At 67.1% G+C, this 19,788-nt stretch carries 16 protein-coding genes; 6 read left to right on the plus strand and 10 right to left on the minus strand.

Going from position 1 to position 19,788, the window contains the following annotated elements; genetic code table 11:
* Positions 1-263 precede the first annotated feature (263 nt).
* Positions 264-467: a DUF2934 domain-containing protein gene (locus F9929_RS15655; protein WP_210251352.1), complete on the minus strand. Its 204-nt coding sequence runs from the start codon at positions 465-467 to the stop codon at positions 264-266.
* Between the two features lie 257 nt (positions 468-724).
* Between F9929_RS15655 and F9929_RS15660 the strand changes: the two genes are divergently transcribed.
* The gene (locus F9929_RS15660; protein ID WP_152047532.1) at positions 725-4,018 is read left to right on the plus strand and encodes a DEAD/DEAH box helicase; all 3,294 of its coding nucleotides are present in this window, start codon (positions 725-727) and stop codon (positions 4,016-4,018) included.
* Here F9929_RS15660 and phnN read toward each other — a convergent pair.
* From phnN to F9929_RS15680, 4 genes are all read right to left on the minus strand, one after another.
* Positions 4,015-4,608: a phosphonate metabolism protein/1,5-bisphosphokinase (PRPP-forming) PhnN gene (gene phnN / locus F9929_RS15665; RefSeq protein ID WP_152047533.1), complete on the minus strand. Its 594-nt coding sequence runs from the start codon at positions 4,606-4,608 to the stop codon at positions 4,015-4,017. The genes F9929_RS15660 and phnN overlap by 4 nt on opposite strands.
* On the minus strand, positions 4,598-5,746 hold the full coding sequence (locus tag F9929_RS15670; protein WP_152047534.1) for an alpha-D-ribose 1-methylphosphonate 5-triphosphate diphosphatase: 1,149 nt from the start codon (positions 5,744-5,746) through the stop codon (positions 4,598-4,600). The genes phnN and F9929_RS15670 overlap by 11 nt, the downstream gene beginning before the upstream one ends.
* Entirely contained in the window at positions 5,743-6,432 is a 690-nt protein-coding gene (locus tag F9929_RS15675; protein WP_152047535.1) for a DUF1045 domain-containing protein, read from the minus strand. The genes F9929_RS15670 and F9929_RS15675 overlap by 4 nt, the downstream gene beginning before the upstream one ends.
* A 140-nt stretch (positions 6,433-6,572) precedes the next feature.
* Positions 6,573-6,803, minus strand: a complete 231-nt coding sequence (locus F9929_RS15680; RefSeq protein WP_152047536.1) for a hypothetical protein — start codon at positions 6,801-6,803, stop codon at positions 6,573-6,575.
* 191 nt (positions 6,804-6,994) lie between these two features.
* On the opposite strand from F9929_RS15680, the gene F9929_RS15685 reads away from it, so the two are divergent.
* From F9929_RS15685 to F9929_RS15695, 3 genes are read left to right on the plus strand one after another with little or no spacing between them, the layout of a single operon-like run.
* A complete protein-coding gene (locus F9929_RS15685; RefSeq protein WP_152047537.1) occupies positions 6,995-7,717 on the plus strand; it encodes an ABC transporter ATP-binding protein in 723 nt (240 codons plus the stop codon).
* Complete coding sequence (locus F9929_RS15690; protein ID WP_152047538.1) at positions 7,707-10,241, plus strand: FtsX-like permease family protein; 2,535 nt, start codon at positions 7,707-7,709, stop codon at positions 10,239-10,241. The genes F9929_RS15685 and F9929_RS15690 overlap by 11 nt, the downstream gene beginning before the upstream one ends.
* A complete protein-coding gene (locus tag F9929_RS15695; protein ID WP_152047539.1) occupies positions 10,241-11,308 on the plus strand; it encodes a lipocalin-like domain-containing protein in 1,068 nt (355 codons plus the stop codon). The genes F9929_RS15690 and F9929_RS15695 overlap by 1 nt, the downstream gene beginning before the upstream one ends.
* A gap of 4 nt (positions 11,309-11,312) precedes the next feature.
* Here F9929_RS15695 and F9929_RS15700 read toward each other — a convergent pair whose 3' ends face one another.
* The 3 genes from F9929_RS15700 to tauA all read right to left on the minus strand — a co-directional run bounded on the left by F9929_RS15700 (position 11,313) and on the right by tauA (position 14,058).
* Complete coding sequence (locus tag F9929_RS15700) at positions 11,313-12,098, minus strand: ABC transporter permease subunit (protein ID WP_152047677.1); 786 nt, start codon at positions 12,096-12,098, stop codon at positions 11,313-11,315.
* 86 nt (positions 12,099-12,184) lie between these two features.
* On the minus strand, positions 12,185-12,973 hold the full coding sequence (locus F9929_RS15705; RefSeq protein WP_152047540.1) for a taurine ABC transporter ATP-binding protein: 789 nt from the start codon (positions 12,971-12,973) through the stop codon (positions 12,185-12,187).
* Positions 12,974-13,050: 77 nt separating this feature from the next.
* Positions 13,051-14,058: a taurine ABC transporter substrate-binding protein gene (tauA, locus tag F9929_RS15710; protein ID WP_152047541.1), complete on the minus strand. Its 1,008-nt coding sequence runs from the start codon at positions 14,056-14,058 to the stop codon at positions 13,051-13,053.
* Positions 14,059-14,417: 359 nt separating this feature from the next.
* Here tauA and F9929_RS15715 point away from each other — a divergent pair, with 359 nt between their 5' ends.
* Both F9929_RS15715 and F9929_RS15720 read left to right on the plus strand, forming a co-directional pair.
* Entirely contained in the window at positions 14,418-16,775 is a 2,358-nt protein-coding gene (locus F9929_RS15715) for an EAL domain-containing protein (RefSeq protein WP_152047542.1), read from the plus strand.
* Positions 16,776-16,887: 112 nt separating this feature from the next.
* Positions 16,888-18,048 (plus strand): M24 family metallopeptidase, encoded by a 1,161-nt coding sequence (locus F9929_RS15720; RefSeq protein ID WP_152047543.1) that lies wholly within the window; start codon positions 16,888-16,890, stop codon positions 18,046-18,048.
* Here F9929_RS15720 and F9929_RS15725 read toward each other — a convergent pair.
* Both F9929_RS15725 and F9929_RS15730 read right to left on the minus strand, forming a co-directional pair.
* The gene (locus F9929_RS15725) at positions 18,045-18,695 is read right to left on the minus strand and encodes an alpha/beta hydrolase (protein WP_152047544.1); all 651 of its coding nucleotides are present in this window, start codon (positions 18,693-18,695) and stop codon (positions 18,045-18,047) included. The genes F9929_RS15720 and F9929_RS15725 overlap by 4 nt on opposite strands.
* A gap of 73 nt (positions 18,696-18,768) precedes the next feature.
* Entirely contained in the window at positions 18,769-19,728 is a 960-nt protein-coding gene (locus tag F9929_RS15730; protein WP_152047545.1) for a ring-cleaving dioxygenase, read from the minus strand.
* Between the last annotated feature and the right edge of the window lie 60 nt (positions 19,729-19,788).

The following is a 19,788-nucleotide window of genomic DNA, read 5'->3' on the forward strand; positions in this document are numbered from 1 at the left end:
CCAAAACCGCCAAACCCGAAAAAACAAACCGGAACGCCATACCAGAAACTAGCCAAAACCAGTTCCCAGAGACGAGCATACAACCCGCCGGCGACGCCCCGTCCGTCGATGACCGGCTTATACGGGCAACGAATCAGCGATGTCAACGATGATCGTCAAAAAAATGTCGCAGCCGCTATCCCCGCTTCGGGATGCCGCTTGCGGCTGCCGATCCTTGATCTCCGCCGATTCGCGTGAGGAGCCATCGGCTTCGATGCGAAAAGTCAGTTCAGAACGACGAAAGGCTGGGGGCTCCACAGGACATGGCGCATCCATGTGGTTTCGTTGCCGGAGACGGCACGGTCGAACCATGGGGATGCCACGTCGGACATGGATTGCTCGCGCTGGGCGGTGAGCCAATGGTCGAGGGCGCGACCGTCGGGTTGTCCCTCGTCCAGCCAAAGCTCGTGTGCCCGGCTGCGGATCATTTCGTCATTCCGGAGAAGCATTCTGACGCTCGGCCCCTGCTATGGCGACATGGCATTCGAAGAAGAAGCGCACAGCATCGTCAATTCAAGCGCAAAGAATTGTAGGTCGCTGACATTCGGGAAATTCGTATCGTTTCGTGGAAGGGGCGCGGCGGAAGGGCAACGCTGGTTCGGTTCCGCCCTGTGACCGGATGCCCGAGGCGGGATCGAATCCGCCGACCGCACATTCGTTTTCCACCTTGTTCGAGTGGAAGATCATGCTGCAGTCCGTCACCATCGCGCAGTCCGAAGTCGAGGCCGAGCGCCTTCATCCCCTTCGCCCGATCGGTGCGGTCGCAGCGCTTCTCGAACGCCGGATCGCGGCGGCGAAGGGCCAAGTGATCATCTATGTCGCTCGCAATGCCCGGCGACGCGAAGACATCGCCGAATTGCTGCGTTCCCTAGCGGGAGCGCATCGTGTCGCCGAGTTCCATGCCCTCGATGGCCTGCCGGGCGACGGCATCGCGCCGGGGGCGGGCAGCATGGGCCGGCGCATGTCGACCCTGCGCTGGCTTTGCGACGAGAAGAAGCGTCCCGCCGTGGTGCTGACCACGGCAGCCGCGCTGATCCGGCGCGTGCCGCCCCGCACGGTCTGGCGAAATGCCCATCTCGAATTCCGGGTCGGCGAAATGTTCGACCAGAAGGCGGCCGAGGCGGTGCTGAAGCGTATCGGCTATCGGCAGGACGAGCGGGTGGACGAAGCCGGCGAATGGGCCGTCCGGGGGCGGGTGGTGGAGATCTTCCCGGCCGCCGCGCCCCGTCCCTGCCGGATCGAACTGGTGAAAGGACGCATCTCCGCCATCCGCTCCTTCGACCCGTCCACTCAGCGCTCGGTGGCATCGAGCGAGCACCTGATCGTCGATCCGGCCAGCGAGTTCCTGACGGGGAATGCCGATGGCGAAGCCACCGCCGTCCCGCTTTCCGAGGCTTCGCTTCACCAGCATTACGGCGCCCTCGACACCTTGTTCGATTATCTGCCGGCTGCCGAACTGATCGTGGAGGAAAAGAACCACGACGCGACGGACGAAATCTTCGGCGTTCTAGAGGAAGCCAGGCGGAACCGGAATGCCGCCGCCAAGCACGATTATCTCGACCGATCCGAATGGTCTTCGCTGGCGGGCGGCTATCTTTCGGCGGTCGTTGAAGAGGGCGATGAGCCCGCCGGCGTTCCGGTCTTCGCGCGGGAGGACGATCCCTTTGCCGCCTTTGCCGACTTCGTCGCGCCGCTTCTGAAGAAGAAATATCGGGTCGTCATCGCCGGGGGCCAAACGAGCGAGTTGAGCCGGGTCGCCCGCCGCGCGGGCCGTGCTCTTGGAGTGGAACTGCGGGAGGCTTCGAAATGGGGAGAGGTGCGCGACGCGCCGGCCCGCAGCCTTCTCGCATTCAAGGCGCCGATCGCGGAGGGCTTTCTGGCGCCCGAGGACCGGATCGTCGTTGTTTCGGTGCGCGATCTCGCCGGGCAGCGGGCGGGGCTCGGTGCTTCGCGCGAAACGGCGCTTGCGTCGGCGACGGACGAGGTGTTCCGCCTGGGCGACGCCGTGGTTCACCTCGATCATGGCGTCGCGATCCTGGAAGGGCTGGAGGCGCTTCCCGAAGCGTCGTCCGGCGCCGGTTATCACACGGAAGCGCTACGTCTTCGCTATGCCGGAGACGACACGCTTCTGGTGCCGCTCAGCGATATCGGCGCGCTGTGGCGCTATGGCGGGGCGGCGTCCGAGTTGAAGCTCGATCGCCTGAAGGGCACGGCCTGGGAAAAGCGGCGCGCTGGTGTCGTGAAGGCGGTATCGGCCACCGCCGAAAGCATGGTGGACCTTCTTCGCGCCAAGGAAGCGGCCCGTGCGCCGGCCTTGACGCCGGACCGCGTCAAGTTCGAGCGCTTCTGCGCGCGCTTTCCCTTCGAACTGACGCCGGACCAGGCTTCGGCCACAAGCGCCGTTCTCGCCGATCTCGAATCCGGGCGGCCGATGGATCGCCTCGTTTGCGGCGATGTCGGTTTCGGCAAGACGGAAGTGGCGTTGCGCGCGGCGGCGGCAGCCGTTTTCGCCGGGCGGCAGGTCGCCGTTGTGGCCCCGACGACGGTTCTCGCCCAACAGCATTTCCTGAGCTTCGCCAAGCGTTTCGAGCGCCAGGGCATCGAGGTCGTGCGCTTGTCCCGGCTGGCAAGCGCGGCGGAAGCGGAAGAAGCGCGGCAAGCGTTGGCCGATGGTTCGGCGCGCATCGTCGTCGGCTCCCACGCGCTTCTTTCCGATAAGCTGCGCTTCAAGGAACTCGGCCTCGTCGTGATCGACGAGGAGCAGCGCTTCGGTTCGGCGCAGAAGAAGACGTTGCGGGAACTCGCCAAGGATATCCACGTCCTCGCCATGACGGCGACGCCGATCCCGCGCACGCTTCAGGCGGCCTTCGTCGGGCTCCACAAAATCAGCGTCGTCGCTACCCCTCCCGGGCGGCGTTTGCCGGTGCGGACCGTGGTGGGGGCGTTCGACGAGGAGATGGTGCGCGACGCTTTGGCGGCGGAAAAGGCGCGGGGTGGCCAGAGCTTCGTGGTTTGCCCGCGCATCGAGGATCTGGAGCCGATGGCCGAACGCCTCTGCGCGCTCGTCCCGGATCTGTCCGTGACCGTGCTGCACGGGAAGATGAAGGGCGAGGAGATGGACGAGGCCATGCTCGCCTTCGCGGAAGGGCAGGGCGACGTGCTTCTGGCCACCAGCATCGTGGAAAGCGGGCTCGACGTGCCGAACGCCAATACGATGGTGGTCTGGCGGGCCGATCTTTTCGGCCTGTCGCAGCTTCACCAGCTTCGTGGCCGGGTGGGGCGGGGAATGCGCCGGGCGACGGCCTTTCTCGTGACCGACCCCGATGGCGAGCCGACGCCGGGCGCATTGGAGCGGCTGGAAACCCTGAAGGCCAATGGCGGGCTCGGGGCGGGCTTCGCCATCGCCGCGCGCGATCTCGACATTCGCGGCACCGGCGAGCTTCTCGGCGAGGAACAGGCAGGACATCTTCAGGTGGCGGGCCTTGCCCTCTACCGCCGGATGCTGGAGCGCGCGCTTCTCGTGGCGCAGGGGCAAACGCCGCCGGAGGAATGGCGGCCGGACCTCCATCTCGGCGCGCCCGGCTTCGTGCCGGAAGACTACGTGCCGGAAGCGGATCTTCGCATCGAGATCGCCATTCGCGTGGAACGCATCGAGGACATGAACGGGCTGGAAGCGCTGCGGGGCGAGGTGCGGGACCGCTTCGGCCCGCTGCCGGCTTCCGTGAAGACGATCTTCGCCACGGCGTTCCTGCGCCTTCGCTGCCGGGAGCTCGGCATCCGCCGCCTCGATGCCGGCTCGAAGGGCATCGCGGCCACCTTCTCGCCCGAAAAGGCCAAGGCGCTCTCAGAGAAACTGGAGAAAGACAAGGAGATGCGCTGGGCCAAGCATCGCCTCGTGCTGGACTTCCCGTCGGAGACCGGGGCGGAGCGCCGCGTTGCGATCGAGACGCTTCTGGACCGGGTGGAAATCGGGTCCTAATCCGCCGGCTTCAGGTCGGCCAGAAGGCTGAGGAGATGCCGGCGCAGGATCGCGGCGGCGTCTTCGGGTGCATCGGAATTGTCGATCCGAAAAAGCGCGGTTGTTTCCGGCGGGGGCACGAGCGGGGCTTGCCGCGACAGGCGCGCGCCGATCTGGCTTTCCGTTTCGCGGCCGCGCGCGGCGATGCGGCGCACCAGAAGATCAGGCCGCGCGCTGATCTCCACCACGGCGATGCGGCCGAAGCGGCTTGCGGCTTCGCTGAGCGAACGGCGCGACAGGTTGGCGAGGACGAGGTCTCCCCGGCCGACCCGCAGGGCGACGCTGGCGGGCAGGCCGTAGGCGAGACCGTGCGCGCGCCAGGACAGGCAGAAGGCGCCCGCCGCTTCGGCTTCAACGAAGCTCGCCTCGTCCAGGCTGTCGTGGTCCTCCGAGCCGCCGTCGGCCGCGCGGGTCACGACGCGCCGGGCGAGCGCGATGCGGCTTTCCCGCCCGAGCCCCTCCATGGCGAGGCGGATCAGCGTGTCCTTGCCCGCGCCGCTCGGGCCGACCACGGCGACGAGAAGGCCGGCGCCCGCTTCCTCAGGCGACACGCTCGCCCCCGCGCCAAACGCCGCGCACCACCGGCGGCGTGCCCGCGCCCGTCGGCGCCCGGACGCGCAGGAGATCGGCGCGAAGGCCGGGCTGGATCGCGCCACGGTCGGCAAGGCCTGCGACGCGGGCCGGATTGGACGAGACGAGCCGCATCGACGCCGGCAGGCCGATCCTCTCCGACAGATCGAAGGCGGCCTGGATCAAACTGAGCGGCACGTAGTCGGAAGACAGGATGTCGAGAACGCCGTTGTCGAGAAGTTCGGCGGCCGAAACGTTGCCCGAATGCGAGCCGCCGCGAACGACGTTCGGCGCGCCCATCAGAACCGCCATGCCGGCGCCGTGCGCGGCCCTGGCGGCTTCCAGGCTGGTCGGAAATTCCGAGACCACGACGCCGTCGGTTCGCGACTCTTCCACATGGGCGAGGGTCGCGTCGTCATGGGCGGCGAGCGCGACGCCCGCCGCACGGCAATGTTCGGCGATGGCGCGGCGGTGGGGCTCCGAAAAGCGCGCGGATTGTTCGATCCGCCGCGCCACCAGCGCGTCGAAGGCGGCATCCGACAGGCCGCGCTTCGTCTTGTGGTAAAGGATGTACTGGTCCATCGACTGGAACTGCCGCTGGCCGGGTGCGTGATCCATCAAGGACACGAGCCGCACCGCAGGGTCGGTTTGAAACCACGCGAAGGCGTCCAACACGTCCGGCGACGACACCTCGCAGCGCAGGTGCAGCCGGTGCTCGGCCCGCAAGCGACCCTCCCGCCCGGCCTGCTCGATCGTGTCGGCAAGCGCACGCATTTCGCCCGCCTCGTAGCCACCGCCATCGTCCGACCCCATGCGAAGGCAGTCGAAGACGGTGGTGATGCCCGATGTGGCGATCTGCGCGTCATGGGCCTGGATGGCGCCGAGCATGTTCCAGCGCACGCCGGGGCGCGGTGCGTAATGGCCTTCCAGATGGTCGGTGTGAAGTTCCACGAGGCCGGCGGTCAAGAACTCGCCGTCGCAGTCGATGCCGGCGCTCACCGAGCCGGTGGAAATGTCGGCGATCGCTCCGTCGCGCACGAGAAGACTGCCATGGACGATCTCGTCCGGCAGCACGATCGCGGCGTTGCGGAAAACCTCTTCGCTCGTTCGAGGTGTCATGCGGATGCGGCTTTCTCGGTGCGGCGGAAGGAATGGCGGGAATGAACGCGGAACGGCGCGCCGGGTTCGGGCTCGACGAAAAGCGCCAGACCATCGATGGGGAGGGGACGGTCGAGAACGGGCGCGAAACGCTGCCTCAACTCATCCTCCACCGCCTCGGCCTCGTTCGGGGCCAGACGACCCGTCAGGGTCATGTGGAAGCGAAAATCCTCGAAGACGTAAGGATAGCCCCATTCGGTGAGATGCCGGCGCTGGCGCTCGCTCAAAGCTTCCGGATCGCGGCGGGCGATCTCGGCCTCGGTCAGGGGCGCGCGAAAAGGCTCGAAACCGCGCACGGCGGCCGCGCAAAGCCGGTCGAGGTCCGGTTCCTCGTCGGCCGGCACGAGCGCGAGGAACGAGCCGAGCCGGCGCAGGACGAGCTTCCCGATTTCGGTGCCCGCTTCCGTCGCGCAGAACTCGGTGAGCCGGCGGTCGATCTCCCCCGGCGTCGCGCCATCCGCCAGCCGGAAGGGCGCCTTCATCGTGGCGTGGAAACCGTAGCGGGCGGGCGAGGCGGTGATGGAGGCCCGGCCCTTCTCGAGGGGGGGCGTGCTTTCGCCGGTGAAAGCGTCGCGGCCGAGCCAGGAGGCCGCGAGGCGTGTCGCCAAGGCTTCGGCCTTCGGCGTGAAATAGATCGCTGCCCGCATCGCGCCTGTTCCGCCCCGCACTATCGACCGGAAGGCGCAAGCTCGGGGATCGTCGCAGCCTGTCCGGTTCTGTCGGGATGCTTCATAGAAGCCGGACGGGCTTTCGAACAAGCATGGGTCGGCGGCGAATCCCTCGCCTTTTACTGCTTGGCGGCGCGCTTGGCCGTCTTGCGCTTGGCCGGTGCGGCCACGGGGGCCGGTTGCGCTTCGGCTTCCATGGCAAGGCGCAACGCCTTCAGCCGCAACGACTTTTCGTCGCTCGCACGCTTTTCGGCGCGGATCAGCTCCATCGCCGATCCCTTCTCGTGACGCTCGATCTCGCGGCCGAAGACCCTCGCGACATCGCCCTTCACCACTGCTTCGACTTCCATCGGATCTGCCTTCGATCGGCCGGGAAAGGTGACTCGATCGCGCGAAAGCGCGGGAAACCCGGCAAGCATGGGCACTGCCCACAGCCAAGTATCTAGGGCGTGTGCCGTGGAAGGCTCGCATATTGCCGCGTATCCGGTTCCAGCACCCCACCGATACACCGCGCCGCATTGACGAGAAGCCTTGCGAGCCGATGTCGCAAACCAGGCGGGACGGCGAAAAGGACGGCGCGTTGCATTCTGAAGTGAAGGTGCTGGAAGTGCGCCGGCTGGCCAAGTCGATCGGGGAGCGGCAACTCTTCGCCGACCTGTCGCTTGGGCTCAGGTCCGGCGAACTCGTGGCGATCCTTGGGGAATCGGGCGTCGGCAAGTCGACCCTCCTGAACATTCTGGCGGGTCTCGACGATGCCGACGAAGGCGATGTGCTGATCGAGGGAACCGGGCTCGGGGCGCTCGGTGAGGTGGCCCGCACCCGGCTGCGCCGCGAGCGGATCGGCTTCGTGTTCCAGGCTTTCCACATTCTGCCTTATCTCACCCTGCGCCAGAATGTCGCTCTGCCGCTCGCTCTCCTGTCGGCCGACGCCCCTTCCATCAACGCCCGCGCCGACGCGATGCTCGGCGCGGTCGGGCTCGGCGACCGGGGCTTGAGATATGCGCGCGATCTGTCGGGCGGCGAACTGCAGCGCGTCGCCATCGCCAGAGCCCTCGTCCATAAGCCCGCGCTGATCCTCGCCGACGAGCCGACCGGCAATCTCGACACCGAAACGGCGGCCGGCGTCCTGAAGCTCTTCGCCGAGGCCGTCAGGGAAGGGGGAGCGGGCGCGGTGATCGTCACCCATTCGGCGGAAACGGCCAAGGTCGCCGACCGCGTTCTTACCCTCACGCGCGCCGGCCTGCGGGGTTCGGATGCGGCTTGAAGCGGATGTTCTCCACGCACGGCTGGCGCTGTCCTGGCTGATCGCGGGGGAGGGCCGGGCGCATTGGCCCCGCTTTCTCGCCACTGTCGTCGCCATCGCCGTCGGCGTCGCGCTCGGCTTTGCGGTTCACCTCGTCAACGGCTCGGCGCTCGCCTCGTTCGATACGGCGGTGCGCAGCGTCAACGGCGCGGCCGACCTGTCGGTGCGCGCCCCGAGCGCGCTCGGGCTGGATGAGGCGCTGTACCCAAACGTTCTCCGAAGCCCCGGCGTTGCCAATGCCAGCCCCGTCGTCAGCCTGGACGCGAGCGCGGGCAATGCCCGGTTCACGCTTCTCGGCCTCGACGTCATCCGTGCCGCCGCCGTGTCGCCGAGCCTCATTGGCCGGCGCGCCATCGGCCCCGATGCCGGCGAGACTTCAGTGTTTCAGGGCGACGCCCTTTATCTGTCGCGCTCGGCGCTGGCGGCGACGGGCGCGGCGGTCGGCGACACGTTGACCCTGTCCGCCAACGGGCGAACGGCGCCCTTCACGGTGGTCGGCGTCCTGTCCGGCGTTCCTGAAGGCCAGTCGATCGGCACGGTGGATATCGCCGACGCGCAATGGCGCTTCGACCGGCTCGGCCGGCTCGACCGGCTGGACCTGAAAGTTTCCGACCGCGCGGTGGCGGAAGCGGCGTTGAGGCAAGTGGTGGGAACGCAAGCGCTCATCGGCGACGCGCAGACCGAACTCGCGCAAGGCAGCGCCCTGTCGCGCGCTTATCGCGTCAATCTCGACATGCTGGCGCTGGTGGCGCTGCTGACGGGCGCGTTTCTCGTGTTCTCGGCCCAGTCCCTGTCCGTCGCGCGCCGGCTTCGCGCCTTCGCGCTGGTGCGCACGCTCGGCCTGCCGCGCGGCGGCATCGTCGCCCTCGTGGCGGCGGAAGGGTTCGCCATCGGCATTCTCGGCTCGGGCCTCGGCCTCCTGTTCGGTTATGGTCTGGCGAGCCTCGTTCTCGATCTTTTCGGCGGCGATCTCGGTGCGGGCTATTTTTCGGGCCGAGTCGCTTCCGTGCATCTCCAGCCGCTCGCCGCCGCAAGCTTCTTCGGGCTCGGCGTCGCGGCGGCGATGCTCGGCTCCATCCTGCCGGCGCGGGCGGCGTCGAAGGCCGCACCTGCCGCGGCCTTGAAGAACAGCGGCGACGTCGTCGATCCGCGCCAACCGGTGCCCTGGAAGCCGGCGCTCCTTCTTCTCCTCGCCGGCATCCTCGCTGCCTTGATGCCGCCGCTCGCCGGACTGCCGGTGCTGGGCTTTGCCGGCATGGCGCTGCTTCTGGCCGGCGGCGTCGCGGGCGTGCCCTGGCTCGCCCGCCGCCTCCTGAAGCCGCTGGCGGCGCGCCCGGCGACCCAAGTGCCGGCGCTTCTCGCCACGCGCCACGTTCACGGCGCGCCGGCGCAGGCCGCGACGGCATTGTGCGGCATCGTCGCTTCCACCGCCCTGATGATCGCCATGGCAACCATGGTGACGAGCTTTCGAAGCGCCGTGGACGAATGGCTGGTGGAGGTCCTGTCCGCCGATCTCTACCTTCGCGCCGAGGGCGGGGGTGCCTTCGATCCGGCGACGCAAGACAGCTTGCGCGCGGTGCCGGGCGTGTCCGCGATCTCCTTCAGCCGGCAGATTTCCTTGACGCTCGCGCCCGATCGCCCGCCGGTGGTTCTCATCGCCCGCGACTTTGCGGGCAAGGCCCCGGAAGATTCGCTGGTGCTGATCCGCCGCGCCGACGGCCCCTTACCGGCTGATGCCCTGCCGGTCTGGGTGTCCGAGCCCGCCGAGCGGCTTTACGGTTGGACGGTCGGCGACCGGATCACGCTGCCGATCGGAGGAAGCCAGCCCTTCACGGTCGCCGGTGTCTGGCGCGATTATGCCCGGCAGGCGGGCGCGACTGTCATCCGCACTGCCGATTACGCGCGCCTTACCGGCGACGCCGCCCGCGACGAGGCGGCCGTGATGCTCGTGCCCGGCACGGATGTGGAAGGGGCGGGGCGCGCGCTCGCCGCCGCTCTTCCGCCGGAACTTCGCAATTCGGTTTCCCTGGAACAGCCGGCGACGCTGCGGCGCTACGCGCTCGACCTTTTCGACCGCTCCTTCGCCGTCACCTATCTTCTGGAAGCGGTGGCGATCCTCGTCGGGCTGGCGGGCGTCGCGGCCACCATGTCCTCGCAGACCATCGCGCGCTCGCGCGAATTCGGCATGCTGCGGCATCTCGGCGTCGAGAAGCGCCAGATCCTCGCCATGCTCGGGCTGGAAGGCGCGCTTCTCGGCGTGGTCGGGGCCGTCGCGGGCGTCCTTCTCGGACTGGTTCTCGCCCAAGTGCTGATTCATGTCATCAACCCGCAAAGCTTCAACTGGACGATGTCGACGCGCATTCCCTTTGGCACCATCCTTGGCGTCACCGCCGCGCTTGTCGCGGCGGCGGCCTTGACGGCGGTTCTGGCGGGCCGGCGGGCGGTGGCCAAGGACGCGGTTCTGGCAGTCAGGGAGGATTGGTGATGCGTCGATTCCTCGCGCTCCTCCTTTTATGCCTCGGCGCGCTGCCGGCGCTCGCGGCCGGGATCACCTATCCGACGGTGAAACCGGGCGTTCCCTTGAGCTTCCCGGCTGACCACGGCGCACATCCCGATTTCCGCACCGAATGGTGGTACGCGACCGGCTGGCTGAAGACTGAGGACGGGCGCGATCTCGGCTTCCAGGTGACCTTCTTTCGCACCCGGCCCGATATTGACCCGGCCAATCCGAGCCGCTTTGCCCCGAGCCAGATTCTGTTTGCCCATGCCGGCCTGTCGGACCCGCAAGTCGGCCGGCTCCTCCACGGCGAAAAGGCGGCGCGCGCCGGCTTCGGCATCGCGGAGGCTGCAACGGAGGATGCGGCCGTCACCATCGAGGACTGGTTCTTCCGGCGCGAAGCGGACAACCGTTTCACGACGCGCGTTTCGGCCCCGGACTTCACCCTCGACCTCGGTTTCGCGCCGACGCAGGAGCCGTTCCTGCAAGGGGTCGGGGGCTATAGCCAGAAAGGGCCGGACGCGGCGGATGCCAGCCATTATTACTCGATGCCGCATCTGCGCGTGTCCGGCACCGTGACGCGAAATGGCAAGGCGACGAGCGTTTCCGGCGAGGCGTGGCTCGATCGCGAATGGTCCTCGAACTACCTCGTGCCGGACGCGCAAGGGTGGGACTGGACGGGCCTCAATCTCGACGACGGCGGCGCGCTGATGGCCTTTCGCATCAGGGGAAAGAACGACGAGACGATCTGGGCCGGCGGCTCGCTTCGGCGGCCGGACGGAACGATCACGCAGCTCTCGCCGCAGGATGTGCGCTTCACCGCGACGCGGCGCTGGCGCTCGCCCGATACGCAGGCCGAATATCCCGTCGCGCAGGTCTTGAGCGTTTCGCTTCCCGAAGGAGTGCGGGAGTTTCCGCTGGAGCCGCTTTTCGACGCGCAGGAACTCGACGGGCGGGGCAGCGGCCTTCCCGTTTACTGGGAAGGCGCGGTCAAAACCACGGGCGGACGCGGTTATCTGGAACTGACGGGCTACGCCTCGCCGCTGAGCCTTTGAGGGCTCAGCTCCTGCCCCGCCAGGGAACGAGCTTCCTTTCCGCGAACCGCATCAGAAGCGTGAAGGAAAAGGCGAGCGCGGCGATGATGCCGATGCCGACGAAGACGACGTCGGTCGCCAGGAAATGCGAGGCCGACATCACCATGTAGCCGATGCCGCGATTGGCGGCGATGAGCTCGGCCGCCACCAGCGTCGACCAGCCGACGCCGAGCGCGATGCGGATGCCGGTGAGGATTTCCGGCAGGGCGGAGGGCAGGACCACATCGAAGAAGAGTTGGCGGCGGCTGGCCCCGAGCGTCAAGGCGCCGTTCACCCGCTCCACCGGCAGCGAGCGCACGCCGGCCTGCGCCGACAAGCAGACCGGCGCGAACATGGCGAGCACCAGAAGCGTGATCTTGGAGGTTTCGCCGATGCCGAGCCAGATGATCATCAGCGGCAGATAGGCGAGCGGCGGCAGCGGCCAGTAGAACTCGATCGGCACGTCGAAGATGCCCTTCGCCCAGCGGTTCAGGCCCATCAGCAGGCCGATCGGAATGCCGAGCGAGGCGGCGATCAGCGCTGCCGACAGGATGCGGGTGAGGCTCGCCGAAACGTGTTCCCACAGCGAAGCGCCGGCATAGCCGTCCTGGGCAATGAGGACGACCTGCGTCGCCACTTCCTCCGGGCTCGGCAGAAAGAGCGGCGACACCCAGCCGAAATGCGAGACCGCCCACCACAAGGCCAGAAGCGCGACGGCCGTCGCGAGGCTGATGAGCTTGGTGGAGCGGTTTTCCGAGCCGAAGCCGTGCATCCTGACGAGGCGCGGGGGCGGGGCGGCTGCGGGTTCGGTCGCGTCGCTCAGTCCGAGCGCGGCGAGGTCCTGTCGGGCGATGTCGGTCATGCCGCAAGACTCCTGAGGTCCGAGCGGTGGATGATGGCGCGGATCTCTTCACCGAGCGCGCTGAAATCGGCCCGCGACTTGATCGCGTGGGTGTCGCCGTCGCGCGCGAAATCGCGAACGTAGTCGAGGTCGAAGCGGGCGACGATCCGGCCCGGCCTCGGCGACATCACCACGACCTCGGTGCCGAGCAGAAGCGCCTCGTCGATGGAATGGGTGATGAAGAAGATGCGCTTGCCCGTCCTGTCCCAGACGCGCACCAGAAGCTCCTGCATGTTCTCGCGCGTCAGGCTGTCCAGCGCGCCGAAGGGCTCGTCCATCAGGAGAACATCGGGATCGGTGGCGAGCGCCCGCGCGATGCCGACGCGCTGGCGCATGCCGCCGGAAAGCTCATACGGGTAAGCGCGGCCGAAATCCTCAAGACCGACGAGGGCGAGAAGCTCTTCGGCCCGCGTCCGGCGCTCGGCGCGCGCGACGCCGGCGAATTTCAGCCCGAGCGCCACGTTGTCGGCGACGCTCTTCCAGGGAAGCAGCGTGTCCTTCTGGAACACGACGCCCCGGTCGCGTCCGGGCCCCGTGATCGGCCGCCCGTTCAGCGTGATCGCGCCGTCGGACACGGGAAGGAAGCCGGCAATGGCGTTGAGAAGGCTGGACTTGCCGCAGCCGGACGTGCCGAGCGCCACGAGGAAGCCCTTGTCGGGTATCTCCAGCGACACGTGGTCCAGCGCATGAACGGCGCGGCCGTCGCGGCCGGCGAAATGAATGCTGACATCGTCGACTTTCAGCATGGAAAGCTTTGCCTCCGCGCGTGATCGCCGTGCCGCCTTCAAGAAAAGGCGGCACGGCGTTCCGCGATCTCGACCGATCAGTTGGTGACGGCGGCGACCGCGTCGGGCGTGACAAAGGCGGCGTAGCTGTCGAGGACGCGCGAAACCTTGCCCTGGTCCTTCAGGAACTGCGCGGTGTCCTTCAGGATCTTGGCCGCGCCCGACTGCTCGCCGCCGCCGAGCCAGGCGGCCGACGCTTGATCGGCCGGCTTCAGGAGGTTCAGGTTCTTCAGGGCCGCCGCTTGCTGCTCAGGGCTCCCGCCGATGAATTTTGCCAGCACCTTGGCATTTTCGCTGTCGGGTCCCCAAGCCGCCGGATCGGCCGCGAAGGACGCGTATTCCTTGTTCACGACGCCCGCGAAGCTCTTCAGGAAGTCGGGATGCTCGGACGCGAAGCTGCCTGCCGCGACCCAGGCCGAGAAGGTGGGAGAGCCGCGTTCGGCCACTTCTTTCGAGGTGATGAGCGTCTTGCCGGTCTTCTTGAGTTCCGTCAGAGCCGGGTCCCACACGAAGCCGCCATCGATGTCGCCCCGGTTGAAGGCAGCGACGATCTCGGGCTGCGGAATGGCGAAGACCTCGACATCCTTTTCGCTGAGGCCGAGGCTCTTGATGAGCGCCAGAAGCTGGTAATGGTCGGTGGAAACGGGGGCGGCCGCGAGCTTCTTGCCCTTCAGATCGTTCAAGGATTCGATGCCGGAGCCGTTGCGGGCCACCAGCGCTTCGTCGGTGCCGGAAATGGACGCGAGCTGGAAAGCCTTCACGTCGAGGCCGCGCGAGGTCGCAGCGGCAAACGGGCTCGACCCGACATAGCCGACCTGCACATCGCCCGACGCGATGGCGGCGAAGATCTCGGCGCCGGAATCGAACTTGCGAAAATCGATCTCGTAGCCGGTCGCTCGGGCGAACTCGCCGTTGGCGATGGCGACGGAGGAGGGCAGGGCGTCGGTCTGGTAGGCGACCGTGACGTGTTTGTCGGCAGCGTGAGCTGCGCCCATCAGCGCCACCGAACCGGCGATCGCCGCCAACAGCATCTTCGCTTTCGTCATTTCCAATTCCCCCTTCTTCAACCGTCATCGCCCGGTACGGCGATCTAAAGAAAGGATGCTGGAATGGCCTCTGAGCAAACAGGTATATATATCTAGTTTGTAGACTTGATGAAAAATAATCTCCTCCTGGAGAGCCGGCCGGGCGTTCGCATCCCCATCTCTACCCCTTGTATGAACACAACCAACAAAGCCCGATCATCAGGCTCGCCGACATCGGATAAGGCAAACAACTCAAGAGGGTGGTCTGTCGTCCCGGTCTGTAGCCATCTCTTGAATAACTGCGCCGAATACTGCGTGGAGCATTTCGTTCACTAATCTTCTTGCGAGGTTGGTGAACTCTGCTGCGCAACAACCGGCGCATGACAAGCATTCTCCCGCAATTTGCTGCCTCGCATTCGCTCGGTTTCGTGCTGACGGCGCTGACGATCTGCGTCGTGGCGGGCTGGTTGCTGGCCGCGCTTCTCAAAGCATCCAGAAACGTCAAGCCGGCTTACCGTCGGTATTGGATGGCGGGAACGGCGCTGGTGGCGGGCCTCGGCGTTTGGACGACGCATTTCATCGCCATGCTCGGCTACCGGCCCGATCTCCTGCTCGGCTATGACGGCGAGGAGACAGCCGCGTCGGCCTTGATCGCGATCCTGATCGTCGGCGTGCCGCTGGCGCTTTCGGCTCCGGTGGTGTCCTGGCGCCGGCGCGCGGCGCTGGGCGCGCTCAGCGGCTTCGGCATCGGCGCGATGCATTACAGCGGGATGCGGGCGGTGGAAGGCTGTCTGCAGACCAATTCTCCCACCGCCGCTCTTCTTGCCTTCGCGATCGGCATCTGCGCCTTGAGCGCGGCGCGCGGCGTGTCGGTCTTCGCGCGCTCGCGCCTTGCGACCTGCGCCTTGTTCACGATCGGCGTCTGCGGCATGCATTTCACCGCCATCGCCGGCACGGTTCTCACCCTTCAGGAGCAGGCGGGCATCAGGACGGGGCAGAACGTCGTTCTCAGCGTCTTCACGGGCGTCGGCGCGGCCGTCCTGTTTCTCGGCGCCTTCGCCACCATTTTGACGGCCAAACGTTTCGAGGCGCAGGAGCGCGCCCATTCGGCCATCCTGAGAACCTCCCTCGACAACATGTCGAACGGCCTGATCTTCTTCGATGCCGAAGGCCGGCTCGGCTTGTTCAACCGCCGTTTCCTGGAAATGTGCAACCTGTCCGAGGAAGCGCTTTCGGTCGGCCAAAGCCGGGAGGATCTCCTCGGCGCCATCGCGCAATCCATGGCTTGGTCGCAGGACCGCCGGGCGCTTGTCGGCGCGCGCTTCGACCATTGGGTGACCATGGATGACGGCGAGACCGACGAATATTCCACCTCCGACGGGCGGATACTCGAGGTCAATTCCTGCCTCGTGGACGACGGCGTGGTTCTGACCTTCGACGACGTGACGAAGGACCGGCAGGCGCAGCGCCGTATCGAGGAACTGGCCTTCATCGATCCCCTGACCAAGCTTCCCAATCGCCGCGCGCTTCAGCAAAGGATGGAAGAGGATTTCCATCCCAAGCAGCGCTTCAAGCTGCTGCTTCTCGATCTCGATCGCTTCAAGGCGGTCAACGACAGCCATGGGCACGGCGTCGGCGACAAGCTTCTGGTACAGGTCGCCGACCGCATCAGGACGATCGTCGGGCCGGACGGCTTCGCGGCGCGTCTCGGCGGCGACGAACTGGCGGTTCTGGTCTACGGCGACATGGACCTGTCGATGGCCATCGCGGACCGCATCGTCGAAGCCGTTTCGCGCGCCTTCAGGATCGACGGGATCAATGTCGGCGTCGGGTGCAGCATCGGCATGTGCTGCACGGACGATGCGCGCGACACCACCGAACTGATGCAGCGTTCCGACGTCGCGCTCTACGAATCCAAGCGCAACGGTCGCGGCCGCGCGTCCTGCTACAAGCCCGGCATGCTGGAAGCCGTGATGCAGCGCCAGACCATTGAGGTCGACATGCGGACCGCCGTGTCGCGCGGCGAGTTCTATCTGGTCTACCAGCCCGTGCTCGCCCTCGGGGAAGACCGGGTCATCGGCTACGAGGCGCTGATCCGCTGGGAGCATCCGGTGCGTGGTCTCGTGTCGCCGGCCGAGTTCATCCCCATCGCGGAGGAAACCGGGCAGATCGTCGAGATCGGGCGCTGGGTGCTCGAAGAAGCCTGCCGCGAGGCCGCGACATGGGACAACGGGCTTTATGTCGCCGTGAACGTTTCGGCGGTGCAGTTCCGCTCGCCCCTCCTCCTGTCCCACCTCACGGGCGCGCTCGTCCAAAGCGGGCTTCCCGCCAAGCGCCTGGAAATCGAGCTGACCGAAACGGCGATCGTCGAGGACGGGCAGCAGATCGCCCATGCGCTCGCCAACATGCGCGCACTCGGCGTGAAGATCGCGATGGACGATTTCGGCACGGGCTATTCCTCGCTCGCCCATCTTCGGGACCTGCCCTTCGACCGCATCAAGGTGGACAGGAGCTTCGTGATGACGGCGGAAACGGACCGCCATTCCGCCGCCGTTCTGCGCGGCATCACGCATATCGCGCGCGAACTCGAGATCGCGATCCTGGCGGAAGGCGTCGAGACCGAAGGGCAGCTCGCCTTTCTGCGCTCCATCGGCTGCGATGCCGTGCAGGGCTACCTCGTCGGCCGGCCGGAGCGCCTGCGCAAGGATACAGAAATCGCCATCGCGGCATCGGCCTGAAAGAAGGCTTTGAGTGAAACGGGGCGGCAGCATTCCGCCCCGTTGTTTATCGGCGCTTGGCTTCGGCCCGATGCGGATGCATGACGTCGCCCGACCGCAAAGGGGGAACTCCATGTCCGCAGCCCGATCCTGGCCTCATCCCGTTCCGCCGATCGGGGAGCCTGAGCGAATGCAGCGCCTGTCGCGTCTTCGCGCCGGGATGGAAACCGCGGGTTTCGCCGGTCTTCTTCTCGGCTCGACGGAAAGCCTGCGCTATTTCACCGGCCTCGTCTGGCATCCGAGCGAGCGTTTCTGCGGCGCGCTCGTCACGCGCGACCGGCTGGTCTTCATCGCGCCCGGCTTCGAGGGCTCGCGGGTGGAAACGCTGCCGCGCCTGCCCGGCGATCTTGCGCTTTGGCAGGAGGAGGAAGATCCCGCCGAACTCGTCGCCAGGCTTCTGGGGGGCAGCGGCCTTCTGGCTCTCGACGAGCAACTGCCCTTGTTCTTCTACCACCGTCTGGTGCGGGCCTTCGGGCGGGAACGCCTCACGGACGGCGGGCCGCTCGTCTCGTCCTTGCGCATCCACAAGTCGGCATCCGAAATCGCGCTGATCCGCCATGCGATGGGCATCACGCTGGAGGTGCAGGCCCGTGCCCGCCAAGCCATGCGCCCCGGCGTGAAGGCGTCGGAGATCGTCGCCCTGATCGATGCCGAGCACCGGCGGCTCGGGGCCGACAACGGCTCGACCTTCGCCATCGTGTCCTTCGGTGCGGCCACGGCCCTGCCGCACGGCGCGGAGGGCGATCAGGTTCTTGGAGACGGCGACCTCGTTCTCGTGGATACCGGCTGCCGGCTCGACGGCTATCATTCCGACCTGACGCGCACCTACGCGATCGACGAGCCGCCGGCCGAGGTGAAGCGCATCTGGGCGATCGAGAGTGAGGCGCAGGAAGCGGTCTTCGCCGCCGCGCGTCCGGGCGCGCCTTGCTCGGGTCTCGACGAGGCGGCGCGAAAGGTGATGGCGGCCCATGGGCTCGGACCCGACTACTGCCTGCCGGGCTTGCCGCATCGCGCCGGCCACGGCATCGGGCTCGAAATCCACGAGCCGCCCTTCGTCGTGCGGGGCAACGACACGCCCTTGCAGCCGGGAATGTGCTTCTCCGTGGAGCCGATGATCGTCGTTCCCGGCCGCTTCGGCATCCGGCTGGAGGACCATGTGCATGTGACGGAAAGCGGTGCGGAATGGTTCACCCCGCCCGCCGGAACCGTTTTCGATCCGGCGGGCGGACTTTAAACTCTATTTGCCAACAGTTCTGCCGGCGATGCCGATCGGGCGAGCCAGTCCTTGGCGATCGTCACGTCGCCTTGCGACAAGCCGTGGCTGGCCGGCAGGACGCGATGTTCCAAACCCGCGCCACGCTCAATGAAGGCATGGGCGAGGCGGCGTGCCTCGTCCGGCCGGGCGATGGGGTCCATGGCGCCAGACAGCATCAGGATCGGCAAGCCCCGAAGGTCCACCGCCGGCATCTCGGCCAGCGGCACCATGGGCCGGATCAGCACGGCGCCGGCGAGCGTTCCGGGCCGAAGCATCAGGAGGGCAGCCGCGATGTTCGCTCCGTTCGAGAAGCCGACGGCGACCGGCGCGGCAAGATCGTAGCGCTTGCGCGCCTCGGTGACGAAATCGGCAAGCTCGTTCGCGCGTTGGCGGACATCCGATTGGTCGAAGACACCTTCCGCCAAACGCCGAAAGAAGCGTGGCATGCCGTTTTCCAGAACGGGGCCGCGCGGCGACAAAAGCGCCGCGCCGGGCAATATGGCCTGCCCAAGCGGCAGAAGGTCGTTCTCGTCGCCGCCCGTGCCGTGCAGGAGAAGAAGCGGCGGCCGCGCCGGCTCGGTGCCGGGCACGAAGCGATGCACATGCGAAAGGGTGTGGAGGCTCATTGCGGCAACTCCTGGCGAAGGGATGGGTGGATGGAAGCGGCCACCTCGGCCGCTTCCTTTTTTCGTTCGCCGTTCAGGCAGCGGCCGCCGGCGTTTCGATCGCCGGCAGAACCGCCTCGATCTCCGCCCGGTGTTCTTCCAACACGGCCGGCAGCTTCAAGGAGGCGCCGAGCTCGGCCGCCGGCTCGTCCACCGCAAAGCCCGGCGCGTCGGTGGCGATCTCGAACAGGACGTGACCCGGCTCGCGGAAATAGACCGAGCGGAAGTAGTTCCGGTCCTTCTGTTCCGTGGCGGCGAGCCCGTGGTTCTCGACAAGCCGCTTCACCATGGCCTCCTGTTCGGCGTCGTCCTTGGCGCGGAAGGCGATGTGATGCACCGAGCCCGCGCCCGGACGAGGCCTGAGGAACCCGCCGACCGCCCGGATGTCGACCACCCCGCCGACCGTCGCGCCGTCCACCGCGAAGCGCGTGGTGGAGCCTTCCGAGCCGATCTCGCGAAAGCCGAAGACGTCGGTCAGGATCGCGCCCGTTGGGCCGGCTTCCTCCAGAAGGAGGCTGACCGAATGGAAGCCCCGGATCGCATGGTCGGCCGGGATTTCGCCGGTGCTCCACGCTTCCTCCGCATCCGCGCCGGGAACGGCGACGAGCGCCAGACGCATGCCGTCCGGGTCCTTGAAGGCCAGCACGGTTTCACCGAACCGCTTGATGATCGGCTCGAAGGCGACGCCCTTTTCGATGAGGCGCTGCGTCCACCAGCCGATCGAGCCTTCCGGCACACGGAACACGGTTTCCTGCGTTTCCCCGACGCCGAGCCGTCCCGGTGCGGCATGCTCGTAGGGGAAGAAGGTCAGGATCGTGCCGGGCATGCCCGCCGAGTCGCCGTAGTAAAGGTGGTAGGTGCCCGGATCGTCGAAATTGACGGTCTTCTTCACCAGCCGCAGCCCCAGCACCTGCGTGTAGAAGCGCGCATTGCGGCCGGCTGGCCCCGAGATGGCGGTGACGTGGTGAATGCCGTGGTGGGTTGCGGCGGTCATGGCGATGCTCCTTCGTTTCGAGAACCAATGCCGTTCGACCACCAAGTTAAGTGCAATATC

It is taken from the genome of Aureimonas psammosilenae (genome assembly GCF_009176975.1).
GTDB lineage: Bacteria > Pseudomonadota > Alphaproteobacteria > Rhizobiales > Rhizobiaceae > Plantimonas > Plantimonas psammosilenae.